This is a genomic window from Roseiarcus fermentans (genome assembly GCF_003315135.1).
In the GTDB taxonomy this organism is placed as follows: Bacteria; Pseudomonadota; Alphaproteobacteria; order Rhizobiales; family Beijerinckiaceae; genus Roseiarcus; species Roseiarcus fermentans.
Genome location: NZ_QNRK01000015.1, coordinates 12,885 through 26,287 on the forward strand (window position 1 = coordinate 12,885; position 13,403 = coordinate 26,287).

10 protein-coding genes are annotated in these 13,403 nt (G+C 70.7%); 6 read left to right on the forward strand and 4 right to left on the reverse strand.

The annotated features are described in order from the left end of the window. The first annotated feature begins 15 nt into the window (after nt 1–15). From glgB to glgX, 4 genes are read left to right on the forward strand one after another with little or no spacing between them, the layout of a single operon-like run. Nucleotides 16–2,229 carry a 1,4-alpha-glucan branching protein GlgB gene (gene glgB / locus DFR50_RS14395; RefSeq protein WP_113889973.1) on the forward strand — a complete coding sequence of 738 codons (2,214 nt, stop codon included), beginning with the start codon at nt 16–18 and terminating at the stop codon, nt 2,227–2,229. Nucleotides 2,230–2,269: 40 nt separating this feature from the next. Beyond that, nucleotides 2,270–3,526 carry a glucose-1-phosphate adenylyltransferase gene (gene glgC, locus DFR50_RS14400; RefSeq protein WP_113889974.1) on the forward strand — a complete coding sequence of 419 codons (1,257 nt, stop codon included), beginning with the start codon at nt 2,270–2,272 and terminating at the stop codon, nt 3,524–3,526. After that, complete coding sequence (glgA, locus tag DFR50_RS14405; protein WP_113889975.1) at nt 3,523–4,977, forward strand: glycogen synthase GlgA; 1,455 nt, start codon at nt 3,523–3,525, stop codon at nt 4,975–4,977. Before glgC ends, glgA begins: the two co-directional genes overlap by 4 nt. After that, entirely contained in the window at nt 4,974–9,110 is a 4,137-nt protein-coding gene (gene glgX, locus DFR50_RS14410; RefSeq protein ID WP_113889976.1) for a glycogen debranching protein GlgX, read from the forward strand. The genes glgA and glgX overlap by 4 nt, the downstream gene beginning before the upstream one ends. A 91-nt stretch (nt 9,111–9,201) precedes the next feature. Here the strand turns inward: glgX and DFR50_RS14415 are convergent, their stop codons facing one another. Beyond that, nucleotides 9,202–9,864: a cold-shock protein gene (locus tag DFR50_RS14415; protein ID WP_342634566.1), complete on the reverse strand. Its 663-nt coding sequence runs from the start codon at nt 9,862–9,864 to the stop codon at nt 9,202–9,204. A 498-nt stretch (nt 9,865–10,362) separates the two neighbouring features. On the opposite strand from DFR50_RS14415, the gene DFR50_RS14420 reads away from it, so the two are divergent. Beyond that, nucleotides 10,363–11,382 (forward strand): S1C family serine protease, encoded by a 1,020-nt coding sequence (locus DFR50_RS14420; protein ID WP_113889977.1) that lies wholly within the window; start codon nt 10,363–10,365, stop codon nt 11,380–11,382. A 21-nt stretch (nt 11,383–11,403) separates the two neighbouring features. Here DFR50_RS14420 and DFR50_RS14425 read toward each other — a convergent pair whose 3' ends face one another. The 3 genes from DFR50_RS14425 to DFR50_RS14435 all read right to left on the reverse strand — a co-directional run bounded on the left by DFR50_RS14425 (nt 11,404) and on the right by DFR50_RS14435 (nt 12,890). Continuing rightward, nucleotides 11,404–11,799 carry a (R)-mandelonitrile lyase gene (locus tag DFR50_RS14425; protein ID WP_113890081.1) on the reverse strand — a complete coding sequence of 132 codons (396 nt, stop codon included), beginning with the start codon at nt 11,797–11,799 and terminating at the stop codon, nt 11,404–11,406. Between the two features lie 65 nt (nt 11,800–11,864). Continuing rightward, nucleotides 11,865–12,518, reverse strand: coding sequence for a DedA family protein (locus tag DFR50_RS14430; protein ID WP_113889978.1), 654 nt, complete (start codon nt 12,516–12,518; stop codon nt 11,865–11,867). An 18-nt stretch (nt 12,519–12,536) separates the two neighbouring features. Then, entirely contained in the window at nt 12,537–12,890 is a 354-nt protein-coding gene (locus DFR50_RS14435; RefSeq protein ID WP_113889979.1) for a hypothetical protein, read from the reverse strand. A gap of 111 nt (nt 12,891–13,001) precedes the next feature. On the opposite strand from DFR50_RS14435, the gene DFR50_RS14440 reads away from it, so the two are divergent. Then, nucleotides 13,002–13,403, forward strand: a complete 402-nt coding sequence (locus DFR50_RS14440; RefSeq protein WP_245427784.1) for a DUF423 domain-containing protein — start codon at nt 13,002–13,004, stop codon at nt 13,401–13,403.

The window sequence follows — 13,403 nt, forward strand, 5'->3', positions numbered from 1 at the left end:
CGAGCGGAGGGCGATATGGAGGTCTGGAGAGCGCGGGACGCCGACATCGAGGCGATCCACGCGGCGCGGTGCGACAATCCGTTCGCAGTGCTCGGCCCGCACCTGACCAGCGTCGGTTGGGCGATCCGGGTGTTTGCCCCCGACGCGATCGGAGTTCGGGCGCTGACCCGTGACGGCGCCCTCCTCGCCGGCCTCGAGCGGCGCAAGGGCGATTTCTTCGAAGCGCTGATTCCCTCGGCGACCGAGCGGCCGCTTTACCGGGTGGAGGTCGAGACGGCGAACGGAACGTCGTCCTACATCGACTCCTACGCCTTCGGACCCGCGCTCGGACCGATCGACGACTACCTGCTGCGCGAGGGGTCGCACCGGCAGCTGTACCGGCGGCTCGGCGCCCAGATCGCCATGCACGAAGGCGTCGACGGCGTCCTGTTCGCGCTCTGGGCGCCCAACGCCGCGCGCGTGTCGGTGGTGGGCGACTTCAATCACTGGGACGGGCGGCGCTGCCAGATGCGCAAGCGCTTCGACAGCGGCCTGTGGGAGATTTTCGTTCCGCATATCGGCCCGGGGGCCGTCTACAAGTACGAGCTGACCGGACCGGCCGGCAATCTCCTGCCGCTGAAGGCCGATCCGTTCGGCTTCGAGGCCGAACTCCGCCCATCGACCGCCTCGGTGGTCGCCGACAGCGCCGACTTCGAATGGACCGACCACGACTACATGAAGAGCCGGGGCGACGGCGCGCCGCGGCGCAAGCCGATGACGATCTACGAGGTCCACCTCGGGTCGTGGAAACGGCGTCCCGACGGCTCGTTCCTGTCCTATGACGAGCTGGCCGACGACCTGATCCCCTATGCCGCAGGCATGGGCTACACCCACATCGAACTGCTGCCGATCAGCGAGCACCCGCTCGACGAGTCCTGGGGCTACCAGCCGATCGGCCTGTTCGCGCCCACCAGCCGCTTCGGAACGCCCGCCGGCTTCGCCCGCTTCGTCGACAAGGCCCACACCGCCGGCCTCGGCGTGATCATCGACTGGGTCCCGGCGCATTTCCCGACCGACGAGCACGGCCTCGCCCATTTCGACGGCACCGCGCTCTACGAACACGCCGACCCGCGCAAGGGCTTCCACCCGGACTGGAACACGGCGATCTACAATTTCGGCCGGTTCGAGGTCGCGAACTTCCTCTATTGCAACGCGCTCTACTGGGTCGACCGCTTCCACGTCGACGGCCTGCGCGTCGACGCCGTCGCCTCGATGCTGTACCTCGACTATTCCCGACGCGAGGGCGAGTGGCTGCCCAACGCCGACGGCAGCAAGGAGAACCGCGAGGCGATCGCCTTCCTGCGCCGCGCCAACGAGCTGGTCTACGGAGGATTCCCGGGCGCGATCACCATCGCCGAGGAGTCGACCGCCTTCGCCGGCGTCTCGGCGCCGACCGACCACGGCGGCCTCGGCTTCGGCTTCAAGTGGAACATGGGGTGGATGCACGACACGCTCGACTACATGTCGCGCGATCCGATCTACCGCCGCTGGGGTCACGACAAGATGACCTTCGGTCTCCTTTATGCGTTCAGCGAGAATTTCGTCCTGCCGATCTCCCATGACGAAGTCGTCCACGGCAAGGGCTCGGTCATCGGCAGGATGCCCGGCGACGAGTGGCAGCGGTTCGCCAATGCGCGCGCCTTCTACGGCTTCATGTGGGGCCATCCCGGCAAGAAGCTCTTGTTCATGGGGCAGGAGTTCGGCCAGACGATGGAGTGGAACGCGGCCGAGTCGCTGCCCTGGTGGCTGCTCGATCACTGGCCGCACCAGGGCGTGCAAGCGCTCATCCGCGACCTCAACCGGGTCTATCGCGACACGCCCGCGCTCTACGCGCGCGATTGCGAGCCCGAGGGCTTTCGCTGGATCGTCGTCAACGACGACCAGCAGTCGGTCCTCGCCTTCCTGCGCCGGGGCGCGCAAAGCGATCCGCCGGTCGCGGTCGTGTGCAACTTCACCCCCGAGCCGCGGATGAACTACCGCATCGGCCTTCCCTTCGAGGGCCACTGGCGCGAGGCGATCAACACCGACGCCGGCCTCTACGGCGGCTCGAACATCGGCAACCTCGGCGACGTCGTCGCCGAGCCGCGGTCGTCGCACGGCTTTCCCTGTTCGGCGGCGCTGAACCTGCCGCCGCTCGCCACGCTCTATCTCGTCTTCGCCCCGCCTGTCGCCGGGCAGGCGCCCGCCTGAGGAGGACACCGGGATGCCAAGGACACGAACCGCCAGGGAGATGGGGCTCAGCCCCCCCTACGCCCGCCATGCGATGGCCTACGTCCTCGCCGGGGGACGCGGCAGCCGCCTGCTGGAACTGACCGACCGGCGGGCGAAGCCCGCCGTCTACTTCGCCGGCAAGTCGCGCATCATCGACTTCGCGCTGTCGAACGCGCTCAATTCCGGCATCCGCCGCATCGCGGTGGCGACCCAGTACAAGGCCCACAGCCTGATCCGCCACCTGCAGCGCGGCTGGAACTTCCTCAGGCCGGAACGCAACGAGAGCTTCGACATCCTGCCGGCCTCGCAGCGCGTCTCGGAAACGATGTGGTATCTGGGCACCGCCGACGCGGTCTACCAGAACATCGACATCATCGAGAGCTACAATCCCCACTTCATGGTCGTGCTCGCCGGCGACCACGTCTACAAGATGGACTACGAGAAGATGTTGCAGCAGCACGTCGACTCGGAAGCCGACGTGACGGTGGGCTGCCTCGAAGCCACGCTCGAGGAGGCCAAGGGCTTCGGCGTCATGCACGTCGACGACGACAACACGATCATCGAATTCCTCGAAAAGCCGAAGAACCCGCCGCACATGCCGGGCCGTCCCGACGTCGCGCTCGCCAGCATGGGCATCTATGTGTTCGAGACGTCGTTCCTGATCGACCTGCTGAAACAGGACGCCGCCGATCCCGCCTCCGCCCACGACTTCGGCAAGGACATCATCCCCTACATCGTCAAGAACGGCAAAGCGGTCGCGCATCACTTCTCCCAGTCGTGCGTCCGCTCGACCGAGGAGGCCAAGCACTACTGGCGCGACGTCGGCACCGTCGACGCCTACTGGGAGGCCAACATCGACCTGACCGACGTCGTTCCCGACCTCGACCTCTACGACCGCGGCTGGCCGATCTGGACCTATGGCGAGATCACCCCGCCGGCCAAGTTCGTGCACGACGTCGACGGGCGGCGCGGCCTCGCGATCCAGTCGCTGCTCTCGGGCGGGTGCATCGTCTCGGGGGCGGCGATCAGCCGCTCCCTGGTCTTCACCGGCGTCCACGTCCATTCCTATTCGACCATCCACGAGGCGGTCATCCTGCCCTACGCCTCGATCGGACGGCACGTTCGGCTCAACAAGGTGGTGATCGACAGCGAGGTCGCGATTCCCGACGGGCTGGTCGTGGGCGAGGACCCGGCGCTCGACGCCAAGCGCTTCCGGCGCACCGAGAACGGCGTCACGCTGATCACCGGGCCGATGATCGAAAAGCTCAAATCATGAGTGGTCTGAAGGTCCTGTCGGTCGCCTCGGAGGTCTTTCCGCTGGTCAAGACGGGCGGCCTCGCCGATGTCGCGGGCGCGCTGCCGGGCGCGCTCGTGCGCGAGGACGTGGAGATGCGGACGCTGCTGCCGGCCTATCCGGCGGTGAAGGCCAAGCTCGCCGGCGGCGAGGTCGCGCACGAATACGCGGACCTGTTCGGCGCCCCGGCGCGGATCATCGCCGGCCGCTCGGCCGGGCTCGATCTCTTCGCCCTCGACGCGCCCCATCTCTTCGACCGTCCGGGCAACCCCTACCTCGGGCCCGACAACACGGACTGGCCGGACAACGCGCGCCGGTTCGCGGCGCTGGCGCGGGTCGGGGCGGACATCGGGCTCGGCGCGATCGCGGCGTTTCAGCCGCAAGTGGTGCATGCGCACGACTGGCAGGCGGGCCTGACGGCCGCCTATCTGCGCTACGCCGCGGAGCGCGGCCCGGGATCGCTGATCACGATCCACAACCTCGCCTTCCAGGGCCACTTCCCGGTGTCCGTGTTCTGGGAGCTCGGGCTGCCCGACGAGGCGCTCGGCCTCGATGGCGTCGAGTACTACGGCGGCGTGGGCTTTCTCAAGGCCGGCCTGTTGTTCTCCGACGTCGTCACCACGGTGTCGCCGACCTATGCGCGCGAAATCCAGACGGCCGAATTCGGCATGGGGCTCGACGGCCTGCTGCGCTCGCGCGGCGGCGCGGTGCACGGCATCGTCAACGGCGTCGACGACACGGTGTGGAATCCGAACACGGATTCGGCCCTCGCCCAGCCCTACAACGCGCTGCGGATCGACATGCGCGGCCGCAACAAGACGGCGTTGCAGAACCGTCTCGGCCTGACGCGCAGCGTCGATCGGCCGCTGTTCGCCGTCGTCTCCCGCCTGTCGCATCAGAAGGGCCTCGATCTGCTGCTGCACGCGCTGCCGCGCATCGTCGACCGGGGCGGCCAGTTCGGCCTGCTCGGGGCCGGCGAGCGCCTGCTCGAATCGGGCTTCGGCGACGCCGCCGCCAGCCGCCCCGATTCGGTGAGTTGCGTCTTCGACTACGACGAGAAGCTCGCGCACCTGTTCCAGGCCGGCGCCGACTTCATCTTGGTGCCCTCGCGCTTCGAGCCCTGCGGGCTCACCCAGCTCTGCGCGTTGCGCTACGGTGCGGCGCCCATCGTGTCGCGGGTCGGCGGACTCGCCGATACGGTGATCGACGGCAACGAGGCGGCTCTGGCGGCCGGCGTCGCCACCGGATTCCAGTTCGCGCCTCCCACCGTCGACGCGCTCGCCCGCGCCATCGACCTGGCGTTCGCGACCTACCACGACCCGGCGGCGATGCGCCGCATGCGCCTCAACGGCATGCGCGCCGACGTCTCCTGGAGGGGTCCGGCCAGGCGCTACGCCGATCTCTACCGGTCCGTGGCGAAAATCGACGGATGAGCGCCGACCCGATCAACCCCGGCGTCGCCGTCACCGCCGAGGGTCTGTCGGCGGCGCTCGACCTGCCGAACGCCGAAGGCGTCCTGCTCTGCCTGTTCGACGGCGATCGCGAGACGGCGCGAATTCCGCTCGCGCGCGGCGGCGACGGGATGTTTCGCGGCCTCGCCCCCGGCGTCGGGGCCGGCGCGCGCTACGGCTTTCGCGTCAGCGGCCCGTTCGAGCCGAATCGGGGCCACCGCTTCGACGTCTCGAAACTGCTCGCCGATCCTTATGCCGTCGCCTTCGACGGTCCCTTCCGTCTCGACCGGTCAATGTTCGCCTTCGGCGAGGACAGCGGCGCGCACGCGCCCAAGGCGATCGCCGGGGCCGCGCGCGCGGGCGAGCCGGGCCGCCGGCGCGTGGCGCCGGAAGCGCTCGTCGTCTACGAGCTCAATCTGCGCGGGTTCACCCGCCTCCACCCGGGCGTCCCCGAGCCGGCGCGCGGCACGTTCGCCGGCCTCGCCCATCCGGCGTTGATCGACCATCTCTCCGCCCTCGGCGTCACCGCGGTCGAGATCATGCCGGCGGACGCCTTCGTCGACGAACGCCATCTGGGCCCGCTGGGCCTCGCCAACGCCTGGGGCTACAACCCGGTCGTGTTCGGCGCGCCCGACCCGCGGCTCGCGCCCGGCGGCTGGGCGGAGGTGCGCGCCGCCACCGACGCGCTGCACGCGGCCGGCATGGAGGCGATCCTCGACGTCGTCTTCAACCACAACGGCGAGAGCGACGCGTTCGGCCCGACCCTGTCGTTCCGGGGGCTCGACAACGCCACCTTCTTTCGCCTCGATCCCTCCGACCCGGCGCGTTACGTCAATGACGCCGGCACCGGCAATTGCGTCGCGCTCGATCGGCCGATCGTCGTCGCGATGGCGGTCGGCGCGCTGCGCCGCTGGATGGAGTACGGCGGAATCGACGGCTTCCGCTTCGATCTCGCCGTCGCGCTCGGGCGCACGGCCGACGGGTTCGATCCCGCCGCGCCCTTCTTCCGCGCGCTCGCCGCCGACGCGATCGTCTCGAAGGCGCGGCTGATCGCCGAACCCTGGGACATCGGCCCCGGCGGCTACCAGCTCGGCCGGTTCGGCCGCGAATGGGCCGAGTGGAACGACCGCTATCGCGATTGCGCGCGCCGCTTCTGGCGTGGCGACGCCGGCGTTCGCGGCGATCTCGCGACGCGGATTTCCGGATCGAGGGACGTGTTCGGCCAGGGGCCCGCGCCCTCGCGGAGCGTCAATTTCATCGTCGCCCACGACGGCTTCACCCTCGCCGACCTGGTCGCCTACGACGGCAAGCACAACGACGGCAACGGCGAACACAACCGCGACGGGACCGACGCCAATTACTCCTGGAACCACGGCGTCGAGGGGCCGAGCGCCGATCCGGCGATCGTCGCTGCGCGCACGCGCGATCAGCGCAACCTCTTGGCGCTGCTCCTCGCCTCGCGCGGAACGCCGATGCTGGCGATGGGCTCCGAACTCGGCTTCACCCAGTCCGGCAACAACAACGCCTACGCCCAGGACAACGCGACCACGGCGATTCACTGGGACAGCGCGGACGAGAGCCTCGCCCGCTTCGTCGGCCGGCTCGTGCGCGCCCGCCGGGCCCATCCCGCCTTGTCGCGCGACGCCTTTCTCACCGGAAAGCCGTTCGACGCGACCGGTCTGCCCGACGTCGAATGGCGCGACGACAACGGGCCGATGTCGCAGTCGGCGTGGAACGATCCCGCCGGGCCCGTGCTGGTCGCGGTCTTCGCCGCGCCCGCCGACGGCGGCGTCGATCGCGTGGCGCTGGCGCTCAACCGCGCCGCCTCGGTTGCGGACGTGCGGCTTCCCGCGCCGCGCGCCGGCATGGCGTGGCGCATCGTCGTCGACACCGACGCGCCCGACGCGCCCGAGCGCATGACGGCGCTCGCCGATCGCTGCCGGGTGGCGGCGCGCGCGACCCTCGTTCTCGCGGAGCGCCCGACGGCCACGGGGGCGGGCAGGCCACCCTCGGCCGAAACGATCGACGCGCTATGCGGCGCCGTCGGGCTCGCCGGCGATTGGTGGGACCTCGGCGGCAGGCGGACCGTCGTCTCCGCCGAGAGCAAGATCGCGCTTCTCGGCGCGCTCGGCCTCGCCACCGCCAGCGAGGCGCAAGCGCGCGAAAGCCTGAGGACGGCGCTGGACGAGACGCGGCGGCGGCGCGTGCCCCCTTCCCTGCTGGTGCGCGAAGGCGAGGCGGCCTCCCTGCCGCTTCGCGACGCCGCCGGCGCGGCGGACGCGCGCATCGAGTGCGAGGACGGCGAGGTCTTCGAATGGCGGACGCCAGCCGGCGACGGCGTCGGGCGCCCGCTCGCGGACGGCGTCGCGGTCGTCGAGCGCAAGGTTCCCCTGCCGGACCTGCCGCTCGGGCGCCACCGGCTGATCGTCGACGGCGTCGACTGCGCGCTGACGGTCGCGCCGCCCCAGTGCCACGGCGCCGAGTTCGCATCCGGCAAACGCTTCGGCGTGACCGCCCAGCTCTACGCCCTCAGGCATGAGCGCGATCAGGGAATCGGGGATTTCACCGCGCTCGCGCAGGCGGCGGCGGCGGCGGGCGGGGCGGGGGCCGCCTATTTCGGCGTGAGCCCGATGCACATGCTGTTCCCGGGCGACCGCGAGCGGGCGAGCCCCTACTATCCCTCCGACCGGCGGTTTCTCGATCCGATCCTGATCGATGTCTTCGACCCCGATCTGCCGCGCGACGCCTTCGCGCAAACTGCGCTCGCCGCGCTCGCCCCGGCGGCGGCGAAGACGGCGGCGGCGCGCCTCGTCGACTACCCCGAGGCGTGGCGGGTCAAACGCGCCGCGCTCGAGGCGCTTCACGGCGCGTTCGCGCGGCTCGCGGCGGCGCAGCCGGGAGACAGCGTGGTTGCGGACTATCGCGATTTCGTCGCGCACGGCGGCCAGACGCTGAAGCAATTCGCGGCCTTCCAGGCGATTGCCGCCGGCGAGGACGGGGAACACTGGCGTTTGTGGCCGGCGCCGCTGCGCGACGGCGACCCGGGCGCGATCGCGAAGGCTATCGACAGACGGGCGGAGCGGTACGATTTCGCGCTGTTCTGCCAGTGGGCCGCGGACCGGCAACTCGCCCGGGCGGCGGAAACGGCGCGCGCCGGCGGGCTCGGGATCGGCTTCTATCGCGATCTCGCCGTGGGGTCCGCGCCCGACGGCGCCGAAGCTTGGGCGCAGGGCGACAGGCTGACGCGGGGCGCGACCGTCGGCGCGCCGCCCGATCCGTTCTCCCTGCAAGGCCAGAACTGGAGCCTGCCGGCCCCCAATCCGCTGGCCGGCGCGCGACAGGGCTGGGCCGAGCTGAGCGCTCTCTACGCCGCCAACATGCGTCACGCCGGAATGCTGCGAATCGACCACGCGATGGGTCTGCAGCGTCTCTTCCTGATCCCGGACGGGGCGAAGCCGGCCGAGGGCGCCTATCTCTCCTATCCGCTCGACGATCTCGTCGGCCACATCGCGCTGGAGAGCCGGCGCGCGCGCTGCATGGTGGTCGGAGAGGATCTCGGCACGGTCGCCGCGGGGTTCCGCGACCGCATGATGAAGGCGCGAATCCTGGGGATGCGCGTCCTGTGGTTCGAGCGCGAGGGCGCCCGGTTCGCGCCGCCGTCCGCCTATCCGCCGCTGTCGGCGGCCTGCGTCTCGACGCACGACCTTCCCACGCTCGCAGGCTGGTGGCGAGGCACCGACATCGCGGAACTGCTTTCGCTCGGGCTGCGGTCGTTGACCGCGGCGGGCGAGGCGATCGCGGCGCGGCGTGAGGAGAAACACATCCTGATCGCCGCCCTGATCGCGGCCGGCCTGCTCGAGGCCCCCCCGGCCGAGGACGATCCGCTCGACGACCCGACCGCGGCGGCGATCCACGCCTTCGTCGGCGACGCCGGCTCGGCGCTCGCCAGCGCCCAACTCGACGATCTCGTCGGCGAGGCGATCGCGACCAACCTCCCGGGAACCGACCGCGAGCGGCCGAACTGGCGCATCCGCACGGACCGTGACGTGGCGTCAGTCTTCGCCGCAAGCCGCGCCCGCGCCATCCTCGCCGCGCTGGCGAGGCGGCGCTCGTAGCCCTCGGTTGTCCGCCCGCCTCGACGGGCGGGCTCGGCCGAGCCCGCCCGGGGAGGCGGCCCTCGACTCTGGCGGCCTCCCCCTCGCGAGGTTACAGGGAAATCGAAATCGCCTCGCGGCCGCGCGGCGTGTCGATCACCCGCATGTTGACCGACTGCCCTTCCATCAGGTGGGGGATGCCCGCCGCGTTCAGCGCGGAGATGTGGACGAAGATGTCCTTGCCGCCGTCGTCCACCGCGACGAAGCCGAAACCCTTGGTTTCGTTGAACCACTTGACCTTGCCGCCGATCGGCACGCCGGCGGTCGGATCCGGCGGCGCCCGCCGCGGGGCTCGCGGCCCTTCGAGCGTGCGACGCGGACGTTCGACCGCGGTCGAGACGTCGACCGACAGGACCCTCGACACCTGCGGCCCCTTGGCGCCGGCCGTCACGACGACGCGCATCTTCGCGCCCGGCGGAACGGTGTCGTGCCCGGCGGAGTGCAGGGCGGTGGCGTGCAGGAACGCGTCGCCCTGCCCGTTCTCGAGTTCGACGAACCCAAATCCCTTGTCGTCCTTGAACCACTTGACGGTGGCGTCGACGGTCGGCACGTTCGCCGAACTCGCCGCGCCGCCGGCGAACGGCTCCTCGATTGCGCCTTCGGGTCTGCTGCTCCGCCCCCGGGAGACGTCCCTGCGTTCGTAGGAAAGGGGGCCGTCGTCGTCGAAACCGTGCCTGCGCGGCGTCCAGAAGTCCTTACCCTTGTTCATGGCCATCAAACTCTTCCACCGATGGGTTTCCAAAAGAAGCCAGCCGCTGTCACGGCCGGCCTCCCACTCCGTCGCGGGGCGACGAAATCCTTATGGGGCCTCGACAGAGGCCGCGAGTCCGGCCCGGCGGCCGAAGCGTTGGATTTGACAGGGTCGTCTCGGAGCTTGAAGCTCGGTCAGGACCATCACGCCGCAGTCAACCCAATCGCACACGGAACGGCGAAAGCGGCTGCGCGAGGCCCGCGAACGGCTAGCGTCCGGGGCCCGGCGACCGTCCGAGGAGACGCACGGCGTCGCGACTGCAATGGCCTCGCGCGCCTTACGGCCAATCGAGCGTCCCCCGAACCCTAGGCCCGGCCGGCGTTCGACCCCCTTCCGTTGTCCGAGAATTCCAAACGGCGCCTGCCGGCGCAATTAGGGAAACTACGTAGTGAGACCGAGTAACTTCATGGCCCGTACGGGATTTGTCTTGCGGCGGCGGCGGCGCGTTCCCATATCCGCGCCATGTTCGACACCCTCCAGCCTCTCGAAACCGCCTTCACCCTCGACTCCGACGGCCCCTCGCAGGGCCCCGGCGCCCGTCCCGAAACCGACGCCGACGCCCTCGACGCCTATTCCCGCGTGGTCACCGACGTGGTCGAGCGGGTCGGGCCGAGCGTCGTGCGCATCGACGTCCGGCGCGCCGGGCGCAACGCCGGATCCGGCTCCGGCGTGATCGTGTCCTCCGACGGGCTCGCGCTCACCAACTCCCACGTCGTCCAGGGCGCGCGGGTCGTGTCGCTGACCACGCTCGAAGGCCGCGAGCTGCAGGCGCGCGTGCTCGGCGACGACCCGGACACCGACCTGGCGCTTCTGCGCGTCGAGGCCGACGTGTCCCTGCCCGCCGCCAAGCTCGGCGACAGCGCGAAGCTGAGGCGCGGCCAGATCGCGGTTGCGATCGGCAATCCGCTCGGCTTCGACGCGACCGTCACCGCGGGCGTGATTTCCGCGCTCGGCCGCTCCCTTCAGTCGCGCACCGGCCGGATGATCGAGGACGTCGTGCAGACCGACGCGGCGCTCAATCCGGGCAATTCCGGCGGACCGCTGGTGTCCTCGGCCGGCGAGGTCGTCGGCATCAACACCGCCGTCATCGTCGGCGCGCAGGGGATCTGCTTCGCGGTCGCCTCCAACACCGCCAATTTTGTCGCCGGCGAGATCGCACGCCATGGCCGGGTGCGGCGCGCCTATATCGGGGTCGGCGCGGCCTCGGCCGAAATTCCGCGGCGGGTCGCACTGCGCCTCGACCTCGCCCAGGCGACCGGGGCGCGGCTGATCTCCGTCGACCAGTCGGGGCCGGCGGCGCACGCGGGCCTCCTCACCGGCGACATCCTCGTCGCGCTCGACGGCAAGCCGGTCAGGAGCGTCGGCGAACTGATGCGCGCGCTCGACTCCGAAAAGATCAACCGCACCGTCAGCGTCGACTTCGTCCGCCGCTCGGAGCAGAAGCGGGTGTGGATCGGGCCGGTCGAGCGCAGCCCGGCGTGAAAGGCGGAGCGGGACGGCGGCTCAGCCGCCGTACTGCTCGTCGCTGACGAGCTCGAGCCATTCGACCGACTTGCCGTTCTCCACTTCGTGCACGGCGATGTGGGTCATGGCGGCGGCGGGCGAGGCGCCGTGCCAGTGCTTCTCGCCCGGCGCGATCCAGACGACGTCTCCGGGGCGGATCTCCTGCGCGGGCTGGCCCCAGAGCTGGACCCGGCCGAGCCCCGCGGTGACGATCAGCGTCTGCCCGAGCGGGTGGGTGTGCCACGCCGTGCGCGCCCGCGGCTCGAAGTTGACGCTCGCGCCCTGGACGCGCGCCGGGTCGTACGCATTCATCAGCGGGTCGATCCGGACCGTCCCGCTGAACCAGGGGTCCGGCCCTCTGACGGAAGGATTCGAGCCTGCGCGAACGACATCCATGATCCGCTCCTCACCGTTCCCATTCGCCGGAATCGGCGCGAACATAGCGGCGGTTTCGCGGCGGATCAGCGACGCGGCGGCTTCGGGCGGACCAGCGGGCCAGGAAAGGCGCGCTCGGCCTCGTCCTCGAGCTGGCGCTCGTGATGGCGGACGAATCGCCCGCCGACGACGAAGGCGACGACGGCGGCGGCCAGCGCCGCCAGCCCGACCGGTTTCGCATAAGCTTCGAAGGCGCGTCCCAGCCAGAAGCCGCCGGCGCCGAAGATCGACGCCCAGACGAGTCCGCCGGCGGCGTTGCAGAGGAAGAACCGCTCCCAGTCGAAGTGATTGACGCCGGCGAGGAAGGCGGCGAAGGCGCGCAGGAAGGCGACGAACCGGCCGAAGAACACGATCTTGCCGCCGTGCCTGAGGAACAGGTATTGGCCGAGCTTCAGCCGGCGCTCGTCCAGGCGGACCCAGCCGCCCCAGCGGTAGGCGATGGGGAAGCCGAACTCCCGGCCGATCCAGTAGCCGCAATTGTCGCCGAGGATCGCGCCCCCGGCGGCCGCGCCGACGACGCCGACAATCTGCATCTTGCCCTGCCCGGCGAGAATCGCCGCCGCGACCAGAACCGTCTCCCCGGGCATAGGAACGCCCGCGCTCTCGAGCCCGACGATCACGAAGACCGCCAGATAGCCGTAGCTCGCCAGATAGGCCTGCAGGGTATGGAAGACATCCATTCGCGGGGCGGAGCCGCCTTACGCGCCGGTCAGCCGCCGCGCGTTGGCCCTGACCTTCCGCCGCGCCGGCTTGGCGGCGGCCTCGGCGATGCCGGCGAGGCCGACGGACACGTCCTCGGCGCTGCGCAGGCCGCCGAACGCCGCCTTGATCAGGAACTGGCCCCAGGCCGCCTGCGCCGCGAACGCCCCCTCGACCGCGGCGTCGACCTTCTCGGACACCATCAACCGCGCCTCGCGCGCCTTGTCGATCGGTTCGCCCCCGGGCGAGAACATGCTGTGGGTGCGCGCGGCGATGGTGAGCGCCGCGTCCACGCCCGAGCGCATGTTGGCCTTCGCGATCGCCAGCGACGTTCCCGTGAGCCTCTTCGACATCGGCGGTTTTTCTTTCCAGAGCGGCGCCTCGGCCCCATGGCCATCGATTTGGCGTCACAAACATGCAACATGGGGGAGGTTCGTTGCGTCGACAAGTCCGCCGGCGCATCGTTGACGAAAGAGTTACCGCGCGCCCCGGAGGCCGTCCTGAATCGAGCCCCTGCCCTTCTCGCCGCCTCGGCCGCCCTCATGGGCGCGGGCGGCGTGGCGCTCGCGGCGCTGGCCACGCACCGGAATGGCGGCGAGCTCGGGCGCACGGCGGCGCTGTTCCTGCTGCTGCACGCCGCCGCCTGTCTCGGCGTCGCCGCCCATGCGCGAATCGCGCGATCGCCGGCGCTGGTCGCGGTCGGCTTCGCGCTCGCCGCCGGCGCGACCCTGTTCGCCGCCGATCTGGCGACGAGCGGCTTCACCGGCGAACGGCTCTTTCCCTTCGCGGCGCCGATCGGCGGGTCGACGATGATTCTCGCCTGGGCGGCGCTCGCCGCCGTCTTCGCCCTCGCCGCGCGGCGCTGA